General features: G+C 41.1%; 14 protein-coding genes, 2 tRNA genes and 3 rRNA genes. 5 read left to right on the top strand and 14 right to left on the bottom strand.

Annotated features, from left to right (window positions below; genetic code table 11):
- Window positions 1–167 precede the first annotated feature (167 nt).
- The 6 genes from F933_RS09935 to F933_RS09910 form a co-directional block, all read right to left on the bottom strand.
- A complete protein-coding gene (locus F933_RS09935) occupies window positions 168–2,549 on the bottom strand; it encodes a YgiQ family radical SAM protein (protein WP_005060833.1) in 2,382 nt (793 codons plus the stop codon).
- 167 nt (window positions 2,550–2,716) lie between these two features.
- Complete coding sequence (locus tag F933_RS09930; protein ID WP_005060831.1) at window positions 2,717–3,226, bottom strand: hypothetical protein; 510 nt, start codon at window positions 3,224–3,226, stop codon at window positions 2,717–2,719.
- A 215-nt stretch (window positions 3,227–3,441) separates the two neighbouring features.
- Window positions 3,442–5,715, bottom strand: a complete 2,274-nt coding sequence (locus tag F933_RS09925) for a TonB-dependent siderophore receptor (RefSeq protein ID WP_005060829.1) — start codon at window positions 5,713–5,715, stop codon at window positions 3,442–3,444.
- Window positions 5,716–5,912: 197 nt separating this feature from the next.
- The gene (locus F933_RS09920; RefSeq protein ID WP_005060826.1) at window positions 5,913–7,115 is read right to left on the bottom strand and encodes an MFS transporter; all 1,203 of its coding nucleotides are present in this window, start codon (window positions 7,113–7,115) and stop codon (window positions 5,913–5,915) included.
- Window positions 7,116–7,193: 78 nt separating this feature from the next.
- Window positions 7,194–8,441: an esterase-like activity of phytase family protein gene (locus F933_RS09915; RefSeq protein ID WP_167539079.1), complete on the bottom strand. Its 1,248-nt coding sequence runs from the start codon at window positions 8,439–8,441 to the stop codon at window positions 7,194–7,196.
- Window positions 8,442–8,561: 120 nt separating this feature from the next.
- Window positions 8,562–8,966, bottom strand: a complete 405-nt coding sequence (locus tag F933_RS09910) for a helix-turn-helix domain-containing protein (protein WP_005060823.1) — start codon at window positions 8,964–8,966, stop codon at window positions 8,562–8,564.
- A gap of 80 nt (window positions 8,967–9,046) precedes the next feature.
- Between F933_RS09910 and F933_RS09905 the strand changes: the two genes are divergently transcribed.
- From F933_RS09905 to F933_RS09885, 5 genes are all read left to right on the top strand, one after another.
- Window positions 9,047–9,535: a DUF2938 domain-containing protein gene (locus F933_RS09905; protein ID WP_005060821.1), complete on the top strand. Its 489-nt coding sequence runs from the start codon at window positions 9,047–9,049 to the stop codon at window positions 9,533–9,535.
- Between the two features lie 14 nt (window positions 9,536–9,549).
- Entirely contained in the window at window positions 9,550–10,113 is a 564-nt protein-coding gene (locus F933_RS09900) for a flavodoxin family protein (protein WP_005060819.1), read from the top strand.
- Between the two features lie 4 nt (window positions 10,114–10,117).
- A complete protein-coding gene (locus F933_RS09895; protein ID WP_005060817.1) occupies window positions 10,118–10,348 on the top strand; it encodes a DUF2798 domain-containing protein in 231 nt (76 codons plus the stop codon).
- A gap of 326 nt (window positions 10,349–10,674) precedes the next feature.
- Window positions 10,675–11,238 carry a lytic transglycosylase domain-containing protein gene (locus tag F933_RS09890; protein ID WP_034710719.1) on the top strand — a complete coding sequence of 188 codons (564 nt, stop codon included), beginning with the start codon at window positions 10,675–10,677 and terminating at the stop codon, window positions 11,236–11,238.
- 361 nt (window positions 11,239–11,599) lie between these two features.
- Window positions 11,600–12,118, top strand: coding sequence for a lytic transglycosylase domain-containing protein (locus tag F933_RS09885; RefSeq protein ID WP_005060812.1), 519 nt, complete (start codon window positions 11,600–11,602; stop codon window positions 12,116–12,118).
- Between the two features lie 62 nt (window positions 12,119–12,180).
- Here F933_RS09885 and cysK read toward each other — a convergent pair whose 3' ends face one another.
- The 8 genes from cysK to F933_RS09845 form a co-directional block, all read right to left on the bottom strand.
- A complete protein-coding gene (cysK, locus tag F933_RS09880) occupies window positions 12,181–13,182 on the bottom strand; it encodes a cysteine synthase A (RefSeq protein WP_005060809.1) in 1,002 nt (333 codons plus the stop codon).
- Between the two features lie 121 nt (window positions 13,183–13,303).
- Window positions 13,304–13,888 (bottom strand): hypothetical protein, encoded by a 585-nt coding sequence (locus F933_RS09875; protein WP_005060808.1) that lies wholly within the window; start codon window positions 13,886–13,888, stop codon window positions 13,304–13,306.
- Between the two features lie 94 nt (window positions 13,889–13,982).
- Window positions 13,983–14,097: ribosomal RNA gene (rrf, locus tag F933_RS09870) — 5S ribosomal RNA — on the bottom strand.
- Window positions 14,098–14,273: 176 nt separating this feature from the next.
- Window positions 14,274–17,167, bottom strand: a 23S ribosomal RNA gene (locus F933_RS09865).
- A 414-nt stretch (window positions 17,168–17,581) separates the two neighbouring features.
- A tRNA-Ala gene (locus tag F933_RS09860) sits at window positions 17,582–17,657 on the bottom strand.
- 70 nt (window positions 17,658–17,727) lie between these two features.
- Window positions 17,728–17,804, bottom strand: a tRNA-Ile gene (locus tag F933_RS09855).
- A gap of 59 nt (window positions 17,805–17,863) precedes the next feature.
- Window positions 17,864–19,401, bottom strand: a 16S ribosomal RNA gene (locus tag F933_RS09850).
- The 16S, 23S and 5S rRNA genes sit together here with 2 tRNA genes alongside, the layout of an rRNA operon.
- 702 nt (window positions 19,402–20,103) lie before the next feature.
- Entirely contained in the window at window positions 20,104–22,080 is a 1,977-nt protein-coding gene (locus tag F933_RS09845; RefSeq protein WP_005060805.1) for a BCCT family transporter, read from the bottom strand.
- Window positions 22,081–22,167 lie beyond the last annotated feature (87 nt).

The following is a 22,167-nucleotide window of genomic DNA, read 5'->3' as shown; positions in this document are numbered from 1 at the left end:
TCATAAAAGCCCTCTGCCCTTTATTTATAATCATTACAGGCTCAAGATTCAAGTCGTTATTGTCAGTATATGTTTCTATAACTTATAGTTTTATGAGTAAATTGTGATCGACCTCAAATTTACATAAAAAAGAAGGCATTTTTTAATGCCTTCTTTTTTGTTTGAAATTAACGATTGGTTTTCGCTTTGGACTTTGGCTTTCCAGAAAATGGTCTTTTTTCACCAGTCTCACGCGGTGGTAAACCCGTGTGCTGAGTTAAAACTTGTCCCTTTTGTGTATGCTTCTGACCCGATTGTGAACGAGTTTGTGGTTGTCCACGTTTTACCGAATCTCCAGCAACGGTCGAATTCTTTTTACGCGCAGACTTATACTCACCCTCAGCAGTACCTTGTGGTTGATAGGTTGGAATCAAATGCTGTTTTGAATTACCGATCAGATCAACACGTCCCATTTCCTTTAACGCTTCACGTAATAATGGCCAGTTGTTTGGATCATGGTAACGTAAGAATGCTTTGTGTAAACGACGGCGTTTTTCACCTTTTACAATATCAACATTTTCAGTATAACGCGCCACTTTAGACAATGGGTTTTTGCCTGTGTAATACATCGTGGTCGCTGTCGCCATTGGTGAAGGATAGAAAGTCTGTACCTGATCGGCACGGAAACCATTCTTTTTCAACCAAATTGCCAAGTTCATCATGTCGTAATCGGTCGTTCCAGGATGCGCCGCAATGAAGTATGGAATCAAATATTGTTCTTTACCTGCTTCCTTACTAAAACGCTCAAACATTTGTTTGAAACGATCATAGGTACCAATTCCCGGTTTCATCATCTTCGATAATGGACCATTTTCGGTATGTTCAGGCGCAATTTTCAGGTAGCCACCGACATGGTGCTGGACTAATTCTTTGACATATTCAGGATTTAATACTGCAAGATCATAACGGAGACCTGAACCAATCAAAATCTTCTTCACACCTTTGATTTCACGTGCTTTACGATAAAGCTGAACCAATGGTGCATGATCGGTGTGTAAGTTTTGACAAACGCCCGGATAGACACAAGATGGTTTACGGCAATTCTTTTCAATCTCAGGATCGTTACAATGCAAACGATACATGTTTGCTGTTGGACCACCTAAGTCTGAGATAATGCCTGTAAATTGAGGTGCAGTATCACGGATCTTTTCAATTTCACGAAGAATTGATTCTTCAGAACGGTTTTGAATAATACGACCTTCATGTTCTGTAATCGAACAGAAAGTACAACCACCAAAACAACCACGCATGATATTGACCGAGAATTTGATCATATCAAAAGCAGGGAAACGCGCATTCTCATAAGACGGATGCGGTAAACGTGCATAAGGTAAATCAAATACATAATCCATTTCTTCCGTGGTTAACGGAATCGGTGGTGGATTAATCCAAACATCACGCTCACCATGACGTTGTACCAATGCACGAGCATTACCTGGGTTGGTTTCTAGATGCAAAATACGGTTGGCATGTGCATAGAGTACCTGATCCTCAGCCACTTCTTCATAAGAAGGTAACCGAATTACCGCCAATTCACGTGGCGGTAATTTATGTTTAATTGCTTTTGATGGTGCAGGTTTCAGCTGTACGATCTGCGTATCTGGATCTAGATTGTCGCCTTCACGTACAATTGGGTTTGCCACAAATTCTTTTTGGAAGTTTTGATACTGCGCCAGTGAGTTGCCTTTTTCTTTTTCAACTTCACAGCCATCAATATCTTCAGTCATCACATAAGGATTGATGATTTGATCAACACGTCCGATGGTATCGACATCGTTACTGGCGATTTCAACGAATTTTGCTTTCGATTTTTTATTATGTTTATTGATAATAAATGCTGTACCGCGAACATCTGTGATCTCGTGAACTTTTTCACCTTTGGCTAAACGATGCATCACATCAATAATGGCACGCTCACCATTACCATACATCAATAAATCAGCTTTAGAATCCATCAAGATTGAACGGCGAACTTTGTCTGACCAATAATCATAATGTGCGATACGACGTAGACTACCTTCAATCCCACCCAGCAATACAGGCACATCTGGGTAAGCTTCACGACAACGTTGGCAATATACCGTTGCAGCACGATCTGGACGCTTATTCGCTTCATTATTTGGAGAATAGGCATCATCCGAACGGATTTTACGATCTGCCGTATAACGGTTGATCATTGAATCCATATTACCTGCGGTCACGCCCCAAGCAATCGTTGGTTTTCCTAATACACGGAAACTTTCTGCATTGGTCCAGTCAGGTTGCGCAATAATACCAACACGAAAGCCTTGCGCCTCTAATACACGTCCAATCACACCTGAAACAAAGGATGGATGATCAATATAAGCATCGCCGCAAACGAGGATAAAGTCACACGCATCCCAGCCAAGCAGATCCATTTCTTCTCGTGACATCGGCAAAAATGGTGCGGGTTCAAAACACGACGCCCAATATTTGTCGTAATCAAACAACGCTTTTGGCGCGGTCTGCATGGTATAGGCAGTAGACATGGCTTGCGAATCTCGGCTAGCTGAAATGCTGGGATAGCATCAAAGATGAAAGCCGATCATTTTAACATGAATTTGATTCATTTTTATAGGTTAAAAAACAAACAAAGATATTCCCTCAGCAGCTATTTGTAACCACTTGAGGGAATATAGGCATAACTTGTTGATAATTATTGTTCTTCGTTCAAGAAACCTTCTTTAATCTCTGAAGGTAGCTCTTGATGCCACCATGTATAAATAGAAGCTTTAATCTCTTCATCTTCGTCAGGATCATTGAATGGTTCATCATCTTCACGAATAAGTTCATCCCCATCAAATTTGAACCAAAACTCCCACGGATCATCATCACCACAGCCCCATGCTTGTACTGAAATTTCAGGAATTAAAGCCTTTAAAAAGACTAAAATATTTTCAATGACTTCATCACCTTCTGAACCATGCGTAAAATCTAAAACGGCATAGCCAGCAATATAGTTTAAAGTTTCTGGTCCCAAATCATATTGAATCGAATCGACTTGATCCAATAAATCTTGTGCCAGTTCAGTACTTTCTGGGTTGATCGTCAATGCGACTTCTAAAAATCTCTCCGAACTTCCATCATGATCTTTGAATAGCGTTTCCAGCTGCCCCATTACCTTTGCATCAGGATGTTTATAATAAACTCGACTATGTAATTCCATATTTTTCCCCAATTTAAATATGATATTGATACCCAACAAGGCACTTGATTAACTTACTCAATTTTAATGACTTTGATCAAGTTTCTGCGACTCTAGTTGTCGTTTTATTTTGGTTTATATTCATTCAATACATAACAAAATCAAAATCCTGTACAAGCAAGACGCTGCTAGTCGTGAATGATTGTGTAAATTACAACCATTCACGGAAGCCTATTTTAAAACTTTGCGCGTAGCGTTAGCTTCATATTTCTTGGTTCACCATACCGATTCGAGTCCGTGGTTAAATATGAATAGTACTTTTTATCAAAGACATTATTGGCATTGACAGCAATCGTAATATTTTCACTCAATGGATAACTTGCCATCAGGTTGACCAATGCATAGCCTTCCTGCTTTGCAGACTTAGAACCATAACGACCCACTAACCACTCACTCTGATAATTTACCCCACCACCCACGGTTAAGTTATTGGCTAGTTTATAAGTCGCAAATAAACGAGCAATATGTTCAGGCGTGGTTTCGTTGAAGGTTTGCCCTTGCTTAGTCAGATCTTTTTTATATTCCGTTGTATTGTAGGTATAACCTGCTGACAGATTTAAATGAGGTAACACTTCTCCACGTAATTCCGTTTCAATCCCTTCGCTAATCACTTCACCAGCAGAGACATTACAGTATCCCTCTCCACCATTAAATGTACATTGCCCTTTGCTGCTCTGATCTTGGATGGATCGATTAATTTGATTGGTTCTAAAAGCTGCAACTGATGCAATCAGTTTGTCGTCATTAAAACTTCCTTTCACCCCAATTTCGTAGACATTACCCTGAACCGGATCAAGCAATCTTTGATTACGATCTTTGACATTCTGTACCACAAAGGTATCGGTGAAACTCGCATAACCCGTATAAGTATCATTAAAATCATAAGTTAAGCCGACATAAGGTGTCCAAATATTATCTTTCTTATAATCAACGGCACGACCGTCGACAAACTTACCAGAGACATTACTTTGATATTTTGAATCATATTTAAAATTACTTTCTCGTACACCTGTAATCAATTTTAATGAATCAGCCAAGTTCCAACGAGTGGTCAGATAAAGACCCGTTTGTTCAGTTTTTAAATAAGAACGACCACCATCTTGATCATATCGTGGTGCAGCATAAGGCAAAGCGTAAGGATTAAAATTAAACACATTGATCTGCATTTGCTCAATACCAGTAGGTTTGGTGCTGAGCTGTCTATCCCATAATGATCCATCCGCCATCATGGTATCCCAACTGGTCCATTGTCCAGGAGTATCATTTTTCTGATGATTGATCCCTGCAACTAGCTCATGCTCACGTCCCAACAGGTTGAATTTTCCTTTGGTAAAAAGATCAAATACATCGAGTTGTTGATTGTAACGATAGCCATATTTATTGATGGTTGCATTTGAGTTAGTTTTATCAATTGAGCCTGATGAAGCAAAGGCAAAACTGGTAAAAGCCATATCCATATCAATATCAGCTCTTAAATAACTTCCCTTTAGCATCCACCCATTCTCAAACTGATGCGTTAAATCAATAAAGGCTTGGCTATTTTTCTTATCCCAAAAATCTCGATAATCACAGCCACAATTGTCTCGATCTAAACCAATATCAGAACCATCTGAATAGCGAGGCAAACTATTGACTGGCACAGCATGTTCTTTTTGTTGCGAGTAACCAAAATTAAGTAAGGTATTTTTTGTCAGATCGGCACTAATAATCCCATAAAGTAAATTAGTATCCCGTGTGACCGCCTTCATCCAAGAATCACCGTCTTGATAAGCTAAAACCAGTCGCCCTCTTACACTTCCTGATTCATTTAAGCGGTTAGATACATCAACTTCACCACGAACTGTATTCCATGAACCATAGCTCACAGCACCACTGGCATGAAAGTCAGCGGTTGGCTTTTTACGAATCAAATTAACTGTACCTGATGGTTCTCCTGAGCCTTGTAATAGTCCTGCTGCTCCACGTAAAACCTCGACACTCTCTAGCATTGCCATATCTGGTTTTGAGGAGGCAACATTTGTTGCATTTACCGCAACACCATCATATTGCATCAAGTTGGAGTTCCATCCATCCCCCATATTGAAACCACGTATGGAGAAATTGGTTCGCTCGGTATTATCCCCCGTTAAAATAATCCCCGTGGTATTTAATAAAGCTTCGCCTAAATTCGTTGCTCCCATATCTTCGATTTGTTTTTGTGTAATCACGGATACTGACTGTGGCGTTTCTTTAATATTCAAATTGAGCTTGGTCGAGGTACTGGCATTTTTCTTAGTGTAATTATTCTCTAATGACTCATCTGCTGTTACGACAATCGTAGGCAAAACCTCTGTTTGAGCTGTGATTACTTCCGTTGCAGCATGTGCTGCCGCCCCAAACCAGCAGCTACAGACAGCAAGATAAAGTGCACTTCTAGGGAAAATACCAAATTGAGAAATAGGATAATGCATGAGACTCTCCAATTAAATGAGAATCATTATCCTTATATTTTACATTTAAACAACATTAATGTTCATATTTTATGCATTATTTTCTACTTAAGCATATCAATGCTTTCAATAAAGACTCTATCAAATTCTATTCATGAATGACCATGATACTCAGAAAAGGGAGAATCTACAGCAAACTGAAATACTTCTGTTTTTATTCAAGCATCCCGTGACTTCAACCGTAATGCTAGAATCAGCCCTAAAGCCAATACAATCCCTACACCCAAATTAATTCCTATCCAACCGAATTTTTCCCAAATTAAACCACCACTACTACCAAGCAAACTTGAACCCATGTAATAGCAAAATAAATACAGCGAAGAAGCCACTGCACGATATTGAACCGCTTGTACAGAAACCCAACTACTTGCGGTCGAATGTGCCGCGAAGAATGAAAAGGTAAAAATCGTCAAACCTAACAAAATCATCCAAAGTGATGGAATTAAGGTAATCAATAACCCAACCATCATCATCATTAGCAATACAGGCAGAACTTTATCTCGTCCATACTTAAAGCCCCATTGCGCGGCTTTAGGCGAACTATAAATGCCTGCCAGATAAGCAATCGAAATCACACCAATCCATGCTTGTGATAAGTGAAATGGTGCTTCTAATAAATGATAGCTAATGTAGTTAAACACTGTCACTAAACAGCCCATTAAGATAAAACCTTGGGCAAATAAAATCCTTAGTTTTGGATCTTTTAAGTTCTGCTCAAATGCTGCCTTAAAACGAGAAAATCGAAAGGGAAAAGGCTTAAAATGCTGCGATTTAGGTAATAAAAAATAGAACAAACAAGCGATAATGAGGTTTAGAAAACCAATAATATAAGTAGCAGATTGCCAAGAAATAAAATCAACTAAAACCCCTGCGATTAAACGCCCTCCCATTCCACCAATTGCCGTACCTGAAATATACAATCCCATGGCAAAACCGATATCTTTTTGTGCGATCTCCTCTCCGATATAAGTCATTGCAACCGCTGCCACACCACTCACTGCTAAGCCAATAAAAATTCGAGTAGTCAGAAAAATTTCCCAAATCGGAAATGAAGCACTAATCAACAATAATACGGAAACAAAAAATAAGGCAAACACCATAATCCTTTTGCGTCCGTAACGATCAGATATGAATCCTGTGAACAACAAACCAATCGCGAGTGCAATGGTTGAAAAAGATAAAGGGAAACTACTGTGCGTTGGTGTGACCTGAAAGAATTTTGCAAAGATCGGCATCATCGGCTGTACACAATACAGGGATGAAAAGGAAGCAAAACCAGCAAAGAACAAAGACCATAAAATCGCAGTAAACGATTTTGAACCATATTCAATATGGGTTGGGCGCGTAACTGATTCAGACATGAGGACTCCTTCTGCCTGATCAGTATACGCTTTCAGCCGAAATGCGGAATGACCATTTCGGCTAATTTTACCCGACGTTTAAAATAATGCTTTCGGCAAACGAATCTGAATAATTTCGTTATCATCCGCAAGTTTGGCATTACGCCCCGATGAACCTGGAAAATTATTGTCATTCAATACAGTTAATGTCGTTCCATTTTCAATAATTACATCTTCAATCGTTTCAAACGGGAAAGCAAAGACCTGACCTGTTCCAATATCCCCATCACGCGCTGTGCCATAGAGTAAATTTGGATTGGCAATTTTGATTAAATCCACCAAATCTTCACGCACAACCATTTGTTTAGGCTCGGTCAATGTAACTCGTATCAGCTTCTTATACCCGCCTAGGTTATTTTGGCTCGCATCACGTTCGATGATGATACCCTCTTTGTCACTAAACAATTGGAAATCACCAATATTGGTTGCCTTGCTATTTAAAGCGAACCAATAATATTGTCCCGTATAACTTTTCTTCTGAATATCAAATTGAGAAATCAGAAGTTGACCTGTAGCATCATTCAGTAATGGCTTTTCCAGTAAAGGATATAGATATTTGCCATCCGGAGAAATCGCCATTCCCTCAAAGCCGCCACTGCGCTGTACCAAAGGCTCAACAAAATTGATGTTGGCTTTGTTAAATTGGTTTTGAGGAGAACGTAGTTCTTGGATTGAATTTAAAGGATTAGGCAATCCAATTGGTGCATCCAATAAAATTCCTTCTGCTGAGAAATGTAATAAGTAAGGACCAAACTCATCACCGATCCAATAGCTGCCATCTGCTGCACGTTGCATCGACTCAGGATCAAAATCGGCACCCGTTAATAAACGTTCTGAAGTATTTCCATTCACAATTTCAAAAGGAATACGCTTATTGGGATCACGTAATTGAATAAAGCTTTGGACGGACACTTGCCCTGTGCCTTTATTTTTTGTTCTGAAATCGGCTTTGATTTGATAAATACGCAATAAATAATCCGCTGAATTGTCTTGCGTACCAAAACCATTATCAGACATCGCCATATAACTACCATCTTCATTCTTCAAAGCAGCCGAGAAACCTTGTACAGGTTGCCCTTTAAATGGTGGATAAATACCATTAGCGCCACTGACAGCGTTGCCTGAATCTGGTCCAATCGCATAGGTTTCTACAGGCAGCTTAGCAAAAGAGATCAAGGTTGGCTCAGTCACTTGATCGACCGATGTTTTTTGATCTTGATCATCATTACATGCCGTTAAAGCCAAAGCACTACAGCACAATAAAGCCAATAAAGTTTTCTTGTTCATGATTTTATACATTTGGTAAAAATTAAGAAAAATTAGAACAAGTTTTTATGAAGCTTTGACTTCAATAAAATGAAATCTTTATGGCGATACAATCCAGTACTCTCTAAAAATCATTTTTATTTAGAGTTTTGTGGGCTGATATTCGCCTGCAATCGCAGCTTTTAAAAAATTCTGAAAAGTCGGACATTGCATATGATTTTCTGCGGGACATACCGCAGCATGTCTCAATCCTTCGCTAATGAAATGTAAACGTCGTGTCATTTGCTCTAATTGTTCTGCCTTATCATTCAGCATTTTCCGATTCAACTCAGGCTTTCCATCTTGCCCAAACATGCTTGCAATTTCATCCAATGAAAAGCCTGCTGCTCGCCCTAATGCAATGAGAGCCAGTTGATCCAAAACTTGTTTACCGTACTGACGACGTAAGCCATGACGACCAATCGATTTGATTAACCCTTTCTCTTCATAAAAGCGCAATGTCGATGTCGTGAGCTTTGCTTTTTTTGCGACTTCACCAATATCCATAAATACCCCTTGACTTCAAGTTTACTTGAACTTGCACAATCAATTTATCAGATTTTATTGGCAAGGCTCAAGGTGATGAAATGAATATCTTGGAACGATTGATCTACATTTTTGGACTTGGTATTGGTGCAACAATGATCATGGATATTTGGTTGTTGATATTAAAAAGATTCAATATCCCAACGTTAAATTTTACTTTACTTGGACGTTGGGTGGGCTGGATTTTCCGTGGAAAAATCCAGCATCAATCCATTGCTCAAAGTCCAGAAATTCGACATGAATATCTACTTGGCTGGATTGCTCATTACAGTATTGGTGTCATTTTCTCTTTTAGCTTTATTTTAGTGGTAGGCCAAAATTGGTTGGCTCAACCTCAATTTCCTTCTGCACTTTCCTTTGGTGTGATCACTATTTTGATACCTTTCCTGATCATGCAACCCGCGATGGGTTTAGGTATCGCTGCCTCAAAGACACATCAGCCTTTTATTAACCGCATCAAAAGTTTGATCAATCACAGTATTTTTGGGTGTGGTTTATTTCTCACCGCTGAATTATTTAATTTTTTCTAATCGAGGACAAAACCATGAAATCTATTGCAATTATCTACCATAGCCGCCAAGGTCATACACAATTTATTGCAGAGCAAATTCAAATAGGTGCTGCACAAGTAGAGAATATTCAAATTGATTTGTTTACAGCGGAATCATTGATGGCTCATCCAGACCTCATCACCCAATATGATGGACTCATTTGGGGTAGTCCAACTTATTTAGGTGGTGTCTCAGGCATCTTCAAACAATTGATGGATCTCACAGGACCATTATGGAAAAAGCAAAGCCTAAAAGGAAAACTCTCGGCAGGATTTACGGTTTCATCACTTCCTGCTGGAGATAAACAGTCTACACTCATTTCACTTTTCACCTTTTGTATGCAACACGGTATGATATGGATTGGTAATCCTGTTCTACCTGAACAACATCAAGGTGTACCTTACACTCAAGCACTCAATCGTCTTGGTTCTTGGTCAGGTTTAATGGCACAAGCTGAACATCAAAGTGCAGCCAATGCTTTTGATTTTGGTGATATTAAAACTGCCCAATTATTCGGGCAAAATTTTGCATTAAATTTAAATGCAATTCAGAGGTGATTACGTGAAAGTAGCAAGTCTTTTATTTCCATTCATATTATCTTGCATGATGTCATTTCTCATCTCAGGAATTACCACCTTTAAAGCGGTCGGTTTAATTGATAACTTCTTTTCAATGTGGATGTCAGCTTGGATTGTGGCGTGGATGTTTGCGTTTCCAAGTGTATTAGTCTGTGCACCGATTGCTCAAAAGCTAGTGGCATGGATAATAAAGACGGCAAATTTGAAGCACTGAGATATTCAACTATGTAAGCCACGGCCTACACGAAATCAGGTGATTGACGCATATACAGCATGCCAATACTTATCTAGAATGCAAGACATAGAGATAGGAAGTCTCATTCAGAACAAAAAGAAGCACAGGACGTGGTCATCGACAGGAGTTGATGATAGCACCAAATACGAAGAAGCCTCGACAGGATGTCGAGGCTTCTTTTTTCTAAATTAAGTCAAGCCTAAAATATAAAAACCAACGATTTTGCCTATGAACCATCATTGACCCAAACTAGTTCACTTTTTACTATCCGCGTGCTTTTATAGGATGGATATACTTTTTTCAAGATGATAACGCGATACAGATTTTCTTTTAATCGGTTTCAAAACAAATGTCTTAAACTCAGCTTTATTGTTGTTAGTACCTACTTCATCGTTGCATGTTCAACAACAAAATCACCAACAATCAGCCATTCACAACAATTTTCACAAGGCATTCAAACGGCTTTTTCTGTTCATCCATCGACTGCAAATCGTGTCGCACCGATGATCCTACAAAGCGCTGAATCTTATAATATTTCGCCTCATTTGCTTGCTGCACTGATCCGACAAGAATCTAGCTATATCGCCAATGCCAGATCATCAGCAGATGCTGTGGGTTTGACCCAAGTACGTCCCAAGTTTTGGCAACAGACTTGTTCGGGAAATCTTTATGATGAACAGATTAATATTAATTGTGGCGCATATATTCTTGCAAAATACTATCAAGCGACAGGTGATTGGTTTAAAGCACTCGGTTATTACAATGTCGGTCCAACAGGTTATAAAAGAAGTCTCTACATGCGCAATCAAGCACATCGCTATGCCAACTCGGTAAAACGTCATGAGCAAACTTTAAAAGAAGCGTTATGATTACATCATGTACGCATAAACGTACATCAGTTGTGGTGATTGGCGAATATACGACTAAAGTATTAAGCTCTATCATAGCAATTATAGAGAGACAGGAAGTCTCATTCAGAACAACAAGAAGCACAGGACGTGGTCGTTGACAGGAGTTAACGGCAATAAACCAAATATGAAAAAGCCTCGACAGGATGTCGGGGCTTTTCTTATAGATGAAGACGATATTCACATGATCATAAAATAACTATTATTGACTCATTTACAGGGTGTTAATACCATCAATTCATCTTTGTACTTTTGGTTTATTATTTTGCAATTCTTATTCAATCATACTGATCAATATAGTCGTATCAATAAATTCAATGGAATGATTTTAAAAATTAGTTTGATCATGATAGCGATCAGTATGACAGCATGCAGTAGTTTAAGTGGATCATTTGCCAATCGATCTAGTCAATTATCTTCAGGTTTGCAAAATGCCTATTCTGTTGCTCCAAATACTGCCAATCGTTTATCACCCATGATTGTACAAAGTGCCGAACGTTATGATATTTCACCGACTTTGCTCGCTGCACTAATTCGCCAAGAGTCAAATTATAATAGTTCAGCGCGCTCTCCTACAGGTGCGATTGGTTTAAGCCAAATTATTTCCAGTTATTGGAGTACATCTTGCCCTGGAAATTTGTATGATGAAAATACCAATATCAACTGTGGTGCTTATATTCTTTCTAGCTATTACAAGTCTGCTGGCAGTTGGTCTAAGGCAGTAGCGTATTACAATGTCGGACCGACTGGCTATGAACGTAGTTTTTGGACTCGCCATAAAGCAAAGAAATATGCACGCTCAGTTAAGCGCCATGAAAAGACCTTAAAGAAAGCCTTATAAGATGAAGTAAAAATAAAAAAACCATGCGCTTAGGCATGGTTTTTACTTACTGAACAATGCAATCAAGCTTCGTCAAATAAACCTTCAAATAAAACAGAAGATAAATAACGCTCACCACTATCAGGCAAGATCACCACAATGGTTTTACCTGTATTTTCAGGACGTTCTGCAATTTGAGCTGCTGCTGCTAAAGCTGCACCGCTTGAGATACCAACCAAAATGCCTTCTTGAGTTGCACACTTTCTTGCCCACTCAATCGCATCAGCACTCTTCACTGGTACAACCTCATCTACCAAATCTAAATCTAAGTTCTTAGGAATGAAGTTCGCTCCAATGCCTTGAATCTTATGCGGTGCAGGTGAAATGCTTTCGCCATTTTTAGTTTGAGTAATGATTGGAGATTCAGCAGGTTCAACTGCGACAGAATAAATTGGCTTATTCTGAACTTGCTCAAAATAACGGGAAATGCCTGTAATTGTTCCGCCAGTGCCAACACCTGCAACTAGAATATCAACTTGCCCATTGGTTGCCTGCCAGATTTCTGGACCTGTAGTGTCGACATGAATCTGTGGATTGGCTGGATTTTCAAATTGTTGTGGTAGAAAATAAAGCTCAGGATTTTCCGTTGCTAAACGAACCGCTTCATCTACTGCACCTTTCATACCTTTGGCAGGTTCAGTTAAAACAAGATTCGCGCCTAAAGCTTTTAGTACTTTTCTACGCTCTAGACTCATACTAGCAGGCATCGTCAAAGTGATTGGATAACCTTTTGCCGCTGCAACGAATGCTAATGCAATCCCTGTATTACCACTGGTTGGTTCAACAATATGCATACCCGCTTTCAACACACCACGTTTTTCTGCATCCACAATCAAGGCTGCACCAATACGGCATTTCACTGAGAATGCAGGGTTACGACTTTCAACTTTTGCCAATACTGTTGCGCCAGTTTTAATCAGACGATTGATACGAACCAATGGTGTATTACCAATCGCTTCAGCATTGTTTGAATATACTGCGATCCCTAAGTTTGCAGGCGTTGGAAATTGTTGATCGGTCGACATGTTATTTCCTTATTAGATTTGGAATGATTCTCAATCATTATAGGCTTGTCAGCTGAGTAGGAAAGTAGAAAACGTAGGATTTATGAAAAGCTCTCCCCATATTTATAGCTTTATTCACTGATTATGCGCCCGTAAACCATGAGAACAACACATACTCATCGGACGTTTCATAAAATATTTCTACCTCATTCCACTCTGCTGTTAATTCTAAGGCTAATTTTAGATCTGAAGAAATAGGCAAAATAAAACTTTCAATTGGAAGAACCTTGCCGCCATTATGATAAATTCCCCAACGATCAAAATATTTTAGATTTTTTGCATTCTGACTTTCCTTTATTAATTTTTGAATAGAATACATTATCCATTGTGTTTGTTCTTGGACTTCTAATTCAGTCAATTTTTTAAAATTAGCTTTCTCTAATATGGGTAACAACCAAATATCAAAAATATTTTTTAAATCTGTTGTAGTTGTTTCAAGAATATCCCATTCTTCATAAAAATGAAGTTCATGAATAACCAGTGTTATAAATGCTTCTAATGAATTCAAACCTTGTGCTTTTTTACAAATAAAATAGACAGCATCACACATCCCTTCATCGAAAGTCCTATATTCAATTCGATCAATGTGTACGCGAGTAGAATTAGATAGTATATTTTCTACTTGTTTAAGATTTGATTTAATTTTTTCTAATGAGATTTCATCCATAACATCTTCTTAATCAATCACAATCATATAATTAAAATTAATAGCAAATAAAAAACACCCCTAACCGTTAGGTTAGGGGTGTTTTGAATTTAAAAGCTGGCGATGACTTACTCTCACATGGCAAGTGCCACACTACCATCAGCGCGAAGAGGTTTCACTTCTGAGTTCGGGAAGGGATCAGGTGGTTCACTCTTGCTATTGTCGCCAGCAAACTGTTTTGGCTTTCGGTGGTCTTACTCTTGAACTTAATTTTAAGTTCTTTGCCACTTAGTACCGAAAGAGTTATTAACGGATTAGATCATTGGTCTGTATTGTAACTAGTTTATACACTAAATCAAGTTAAGTATTGAATTTATCTTGAATACAACAACTGTTTGGGTGTTGTATAGTCAAGCCTCACGAGCAATTAGTATTGGTCAGCTTCACACGTCACCGTGCTTCCACACCCAACCTATCAACGTCCTAGTCTCGAACGGCTCTTTAGAGGACATAAAGTCCTAGGGAAATCTTATCTTGAGGTAGGCTTCCCGCTTAGATGCTTTCAGCGGTTATCCCTTCCGAACATAGCTACCCGGCGATGCCACTGGCGTGACAACCGGTACACCAGAGGTTCGTCCACTCTGGTCCTCTCGTACTAGGAGCAGATCCTCTCAAATTTCCAGCGCCCACGGTAGATAGGGACCGAACTGTCTCACGACGTTCTAAACCCAGCTCGCGTACCTCTTTAAATGGCGAACAGCCATACCCTTGGGACCTGCTTCAGCCCCAGGATGAGATGAGCCGACATCGAGGTGCCAAACACCGCCGTCGATATGAACTCTTGGGCGGTATCAGCCTGTTATCCCCAGAGTACCTTTTATCCGTTGAGCGATGGCCCTTCCATACAGAACCACCGGATCACTAAGACCTACTTTCGTACCTGCTCGACTTGTGGGTCTCGCAGTTAAGCGCGCTTTTGCCTTTATACTCTACGCGTGATTTCCGACCACGCTGAGCGCACCTTCGTACTCCTCCGTTACTCTTTAGGAGGAGACCGCCCCAGTCAAACTACCCACCAGACATGGTCCTCGCCCCGGATTACGGGGCAGAGTTAGAACCTCAACATTACCAGGGTGGTATTTCAAGGACGGCTCCATTGGAACTAGCGTTCCAACTTCAAAGCCTCCCACCTATCCTACACAAGTAAGGTCAAAGTTCAATGTCAAGCTGCAGTAAAGGTTCACGGGGTCTTTCCGTCTAGCCGCGGGTACACTGCATCTTCACAGCGATTTCGATTTCACTGAGCCTCTGCTGGAGACAGCGCCGCCATCATTATGCCATTCGTGCAGGTCGGAACTTACCCGACAAGGAATTTCGCTACCTTAGGACCGTTATAGTTACGGCCGCCGTTTACTGGGGCTTCGATCAAGAGCTTCGCTTACGCTAACCCCATCAATTAACCTTCCAGCACCGGGCAGGCATCACACCCTATACGTCCACTTTCGTGTTTGCAGAGTGCTATGTTTTTAATAAACAGTTGCAGCGGCCTGGTTTCTGTGGCTGCCAATAGCTCAGGGAGCAAGTCCCATCACCGTCAGCAGCGTACCTTCTCCCGAAGTTACGGTACCATTTTGCCTAGTTCCTTCAGCAGAGTTCTCTCAAGCGCTTTGGTCTACTCGACCTGACCACCTGTGTCGGTTTCGGGTACGATTCCTGTGTAACTGAAGCTTAGAGACTTTTCCTGGAAGCATGGTATCAGCCACTTCACTGTACAAGTACAGCTTGCTATCAGCTCTCAGCATAGAGCACCCCGGATTTGCCTAAGATGCATGCCTACAGCCTTCCACCTGGACAACCAACGCCAGGCTGACTTAACCTTCTCCGTCCTCTCATCGCATTACACAGAAGTATTGGAATATTAACCAATTTCCCATCGACTACGCCTCTCGGCCTCGCCTTAGGGGTCGACTCACCCAGCCCCGATTAACGTTGGACTGGAACCCTTGGTCTTTCAGCGAACGGGTTTTTCACCCGTTTTGTCGTTACTCACGTCAGCATTCGCACTTCTGATACCTCCAGCATACTTCTCAATACACCTTCATCGGCTTACAGAACGCTCCCCTACCACTTACGCTAATGCGTAAATCCGCAGCTTCGGCACATAGTTTTAGCCCCGTTACATCTTCCGCGCAGGCCGACTCGACTAGTGAGCTATTACGCTTTCTTTAAAGGGTGGCTGCTTCTAAGCCAACCTCCTAGCTGTCTATGCCTTCCCACATCGTTTCCCACTTAACTATGATTTTGGGGCCTTAGCTGGCGGTCTGGATTGTTTTCCTCTTGACTACGGACGTTAGCACCCGCAGTCTGTCTCCCGGATAGTACTCATTGGTATTCGGAGTTTGCATCGGTTTGGTAAGTCGGGATGACCCCCTAGCCGAAACAGTGCTCTACCCCCAATGGTATTCGTCCGAGGCGCTACCTAAATAGCTTTCGGGGAGAACCAGCTATCACCAGGCTTGATTAGCCTTTCACCCCTATCCACAAGTCATCCCCTGGCTTTTCAACGACAGTGGGTTCGGTCCTCCAGTTAGTGTTACCCAACCTTCAACCTGCTCATGGATAGATCGCCTGGTTTCGGGTCTACACCCAGCAACTAAACGCCCTATTAAGACTCGATTTCTCTACGGCTCCCCTATGCGGTTAACCTTGCTACTGAATGTAAGTCGCTGACCCATTATACAAAAGGTACGCAGTCACCGAACAAGTCGGCTCCCACTGCTTGTATGCATGCGGTTTCAGGATCTATTTCACTCCCCTCACAGGGGTTCTTTTCGCCTTTCCCTCACGGTACTGGTTCACTATCGGTCAGTCAGGAGTATTTAGCCTTGGAGGATGGTCCCCCCATATTCAGACAAGGTTTCACGTGCCTCGCCCTACTCGTCATCATTATGTGTGCCCTTTCGTGTACGGGAATATCACCCTCTACGTTCGCACTTCCCAGAGCGTTCCACTAGAACACACATAACTTAATGGGCTGCTCCCCGTTCGCTCGCCGCTACTAAGGGAATCTCAATTGATTTCTTTTCCTAAGGGTACTGAGATGTTTCACTTCCCCTCGTTCGCTTCATAAACCTATGTATTCAGTTTATGATACCCGCCTTATAGCGGGTGGGTTCCCCCATTCAGAAATCTCCGGATCAAAGGATATTTGCCGCCTCCCCGGAGCTTTTCGCAGGCTATCACGTCTTTCATCGCCTCTGACTGCCAAGGCATCCACCACATGCACTTAATTACTTGACTATACAACCCCAAACAGTCGTTAACACATACAAGTGAGTGTTAGCGTTGCAAACTTAATTGCTACTATTCGTTGTCTGTGAACTTAATCACCATACAGCTTCAATCTAAATTCATTACCAAAACGCTTGATTCAGTGTTTTTGCTAGTTCTCAGATTAACTCTTCATCCAACTGAAATACTTACGTATTACTGTTAGTGTTGAATTAATCGAGTTTGAACAATTTATTTCAGACTCAATTTTCTAATCTGTTAATGATTAACTACCACCTCGTCGGTGCGTAGTAAACTGTGATAAATCACAGAAGTTAATAAACTCAAATCAAAATCTCTTTTGATTTATTTAGGCATTTATTAATTTCTATAATTTACTTTAGCTTTGAATTAATTTCGTTTTTACAAACTCTTTTTAATTCATGGTGGAGACTAGGAGAGTCGAACTCCTGACCTCCTGCGTGCAAAGCAGGCGCTCTACCAACTAAGCTAAGTCCCCAGCTTAAATCATAATGAACGACATATCTTTCAATCTAGCAGCTTGTGATTATTCATCACTTCGTCAGTAGTGGTGGGTCTGACAAGACTTGAACTTGTGACCCCACGCTTATCAAGCGTGTGCTCTAACCAACTGAGCTACAGACCCTCAGATACATCTTCGAAGAACAACTTGTTGTGGATTCTTACCGGCCATCAATCTTTCGTTAAGGAGGTGATCCAGCCGCAGGTTCCCCTACGGCTACCTTGTTACGACTTCACCCCAGTCATCGGCCACACCGTGGTAAGCGTCCTCCTTGCGGTTAGACTACCTACTTCTGGTGCAACAAACTCCCATGGTGTGACGGGCGGTGTGTACAAGGCCCGGGAACGTATTCACCGCGGCATTCTGATCCGCGATTACTAGCGATTCCGACTTCATGGAGTCGAGTTGCAGACTCCAATCCGGACTACGATCGGCTTTTTGAGATTAGCATCCTATCGCTAGGTAGCAACCCTTTGTACCGACCATTGTAGCACGTGTGTAGCCCTGGTCGTAAGGGCCATGATGACTTGACGTCGTCCCCGCCTTCCTCCAGTTTGTCACTGGCAGTATCCTTAAAGTTCCCGGCTTAACCCGCTGGCAAATAAGGAAAAGGGTTGCGCTCGTTGCGGGACTTAACCCAACATCTCACGACACGAGCTGACGACAGCCATGCAGCACCTGTATGTAAGTTCCCGAAGGCACCAATCCATCTCTGGAAAGTTCTTACTATGTCAAGACCAGGTAAGGTTCTTCGCGTTGCATCGAATTAAACCACATGCTCCACCGCTTGTGCGGGCCCCCGTCAATTCATTTGAGTTTTAGTCTTGCGACCGTACTCCCCAGGCGGTCTACTTATCGCGTTAGCTGCGCCACTAAAGCCTCAAAGGCCCCAACGGCTAGTAGACATCGTTTACGGCATGGACTACCAGGGTATCTAATCCTGTTTGCTCCCCATGCTTTCGTACCTCAGCGTCAGTATTAGGCCAGATGGCTGCCTTCGCCATCGGTATTCCTCCAGATCTCTACGCATTTCACCGCTACACCTGGAATTCTACCATCCTCTCCCATACTCTAGCTGACCAGTATCGAATGCAATTCCTAAGTTAAGCTCAGGGATTTCACATCCGACTTAATCAGCCGCCTACGCACGCTTTACGCCCAGTAAATCCGATTAACGCTCGCACCCTCTGTATTACCGCGGCTGCTGGCACAGAGTTAGCCGGTGCTTATTCTGCGAGTAACGTCCACTATCCAGTAGTATTAATACTAGTAGCCTCCTCCTCGCTTAAAGTGCTTTACAACCAAAAGGCCTTCTTCACACACGCGGCATGGCTGGATCAGGGTTCCCCCCATTGTCCAATATTCCCCACTGCTGCCTCCCGTAGGAGTCTGGGCCGTGTCTCAGTCCCAGTGTGGCGGATCATCCTCTCAGACCCGCTACAGATCGTCGCCTTGGTAGGCCTTTACCCCACCAACTAGCTAATCCGACTTAGGCTCATCTATTAGCGCAAGGCCCGAAGGTCCCCTGCTTTCTCCCGTAGGACGTATGCGGTATTAGCATTCCTTTCGGAATGTTGTCCCCCACTAATAGGCAGATTCCTAAGCATTACTCCCCCGTCCGCCGCTAGGTTAGGTAGCAAGCTACCTTTCCCCGCTCGACTTGCATGTGTTAAGCCTGCCGCCAGCGTTCAATCTGAGCCATGATCAAACTCTTCAGTTTATAATCATTAGTAGCTTATGGCTACAAATCTTGGCTCATCAATTTTCTGACTTTAATTTCTCAAATAAACTTCGAGTAATTTCTACCATCTAATCAATGAAATATTTTCGATCGATTAACCAGTAAAAATCCACACAAGTTGTTCTTCTATTCTCTTAATGATCTTCTCAATGATTCGTCATCATCAAGCTAGGTCGGCTATATTACTCTGAATTTCTTCAAAGTCAACAGGTAATTTAGATATTTATCAAACTTATCAACCAATCCAAGAATCCAACCTTTCTAGCCAAATCCTTGTTTCTCAACAAGTTTTTATCTGCATCACCGCCGATGGATGTGCATTCTACAGCATTTCCAAACAGGTGCAAGCACTTTTAAAAATTTAATAATTCGGTTGTTTTATTTTTAAACTTTAGCTTATCTAATTCACTGATTTATATAATTTAAAATTTATTCATTATTTCAAAAAAGAATTAAAATAAATTAAGTGCCTGTTATTTAATAAATTTATCTTTAAATCTGTTTTATTTACCAGCAAGAAAATGTCTTTTTTATATTTTTCCGTCATTTTAAGTAAGTCAATCCACGAGAAAAAATTTTCATTGCAAGAAGACTATGATTGAAATTTGATCATATAAAATAAAAACAACGGTTTTGATCACTCAAAACCGTTGTTTTCAATACTGCCCTACACATCTTTTGTTAAGAAGCGCTGCCTCTCACAATATTTAAGAAGTAAAGATGACGCTCATACTGATCAATAATATCTTGAATTAAATCTTCCTGCGTCCATTCCATCACATCATAATTTTGACCACCTTCCCGCAAAAACACTTCCGCTTGAAAGTAGTTTGTGTCATCTGCTTCTGCTCTCCCGAGCATAAAACTTGGCGGCACAGTCGTATGATTGATCACCTTATAGGTGAAGTTAATTTCATGATGATGATCTACATGTAATTGCAGCCCATCTTCAATTTCTCGAATATCCACTTCTAAATGACGACGTTTAAATTCACGTTGAATACTTTCAAACGCTTTACGCACATCATTATCAATGTACTGCTGCACTTCAGCCTGCGTATGTGGATAATGCATGATTAATCCTAAACGCTGTTGCCAACTGCGTGGATTGTTGATTGCTCGAGGCGTAATACGTGCTTCTTGAATCGCTTTCATTTTGGTGACATCAATCTTCAAAGCTTTGAGCAATCCCCAGCTCATTAGCAACATCACAATTGTAAAAGGCAATGCACTCATAATGATGGAGGATTGTAGCGCAGCCAAACCGCCGACAAGTAAGAGAATAATGGCTAAAACTGCCATTAACATAGTCCAAAACAATCTTTGCCATGTCGGCGAATTTTCAGTTTTCGAGGTCAAATAGTCTGTTACTAGAGCACCTGAATCTGCCGAAGTGACAAAGAACAGCATGACTAAAACTGTGGCAAGTAAACTCATTACACCAGAAAAAGGTAAATGGTTTAAGAATTCAAATAATGCTACCGATGAATCTTTTTGGACAGCTCCTAACAAAAGAGAATTATGCTCTTGCATGATGCTGAACAATGCAGCATTGCCTAAAAAACCCATCCAAATGATGGTAAAACCTGTTGGGATCAGAAGTACACCAATGATAAATTCACGAATGGTTCTTCCACGTGATACGCGCGCAATAAACATTCCTACAAATGGTGACCATGAAATCCACCAAGCCCAATAGAGAATGGTCCATCCACCTATCCATCCACTCGGCTGATAAGCATATAGGTTAAAGGTCATACTAAATAAATTAGAGATATATGAACCTGTGTTTTGGATTGTGGTTTGTAATAGATAAATACTTGGCCCAGCAATAAACACAAATGCCAATAAGGTTAAAGCTAAGATGAGGTTCAACTCTGATAGGCGTTTTACGCCTTTGTCCAAACCGAGAAATACCGACATCGAAGCCAGAATACTGACAAAAATAATGAGACCAACTTGTACATAGCTATTTTGCTCTACGCCAAATAAGTAATGTAGCCCAGAATTGATTTGAGTTACGCCAAAACCTAAAGAGGTCGCAACACCAAATACAGTTCCTATAGTTGCGAATGTATCAATGCTGTCGCCTAATGGACCATAGATTTTTTTACCAATAAGTGGATATAAGGCTGAACGTGTTTTGAGCGGTAAGTTATGACGATAGGCAAAATAAGCTAAAGCCAAACCAACCACGGCGTAAATTGCCCAAGCATGTAAACCCCAGTGGAAAAAAGTGATCCGCAAAGCTTGTTGAGCCGAGGCTACACTTTCAGGATCACCACTGGGTGGGCTCACATAGTGCATAACCGGTTCAGCTACCCCGAAGAACATCAAACCGATACCCATACCTGCGGTAAACAACATGGCAAACCAAGAACCATTACTGTATTCAGGTTGACTGTGGTCAGGACCTAATTTGATTTTTCCACTGGCAGAACATGCAATATAAATCAGCATGATCAAGAAGACTGCAACAGATAGAACGTAAAACCAGCTAAATGAATCTGTAATCCATTGCTTTAACTGTTGAGTCAAAATTTCAAATGAACTTGGTGCGATCACCACGATTGCAAGAAAAATTGCAATGATAATGACCGTGCTTAAAAACACGTTTGGATTCACATTCGCAAACTGCGAAGATGGCTTGGAAGGCATAATTCCCCCACGTTATTGTAATGATAATGGATAGACCTATTGGTCAAATAAGACATTCACAATGTGAATAAAAGCGAGTTTAAAAAA

It is taken from the genome of Acinetobacter beijerinckii CIP 110307, from assembly GCF_000369005.1.
Classification (GTDB): Bacteria; Pseudomonadota; Gammaproteobacteria; order Pseudomonadales; family Moraxellaceae; genus Acinetobacter; species Acinetobacter beijerinckii.
The sequence above is the reverse complement of the archived record's forward strand: the minus strand, read 5'-3'. Positions and strand labels throughout refer to the sequence as shown.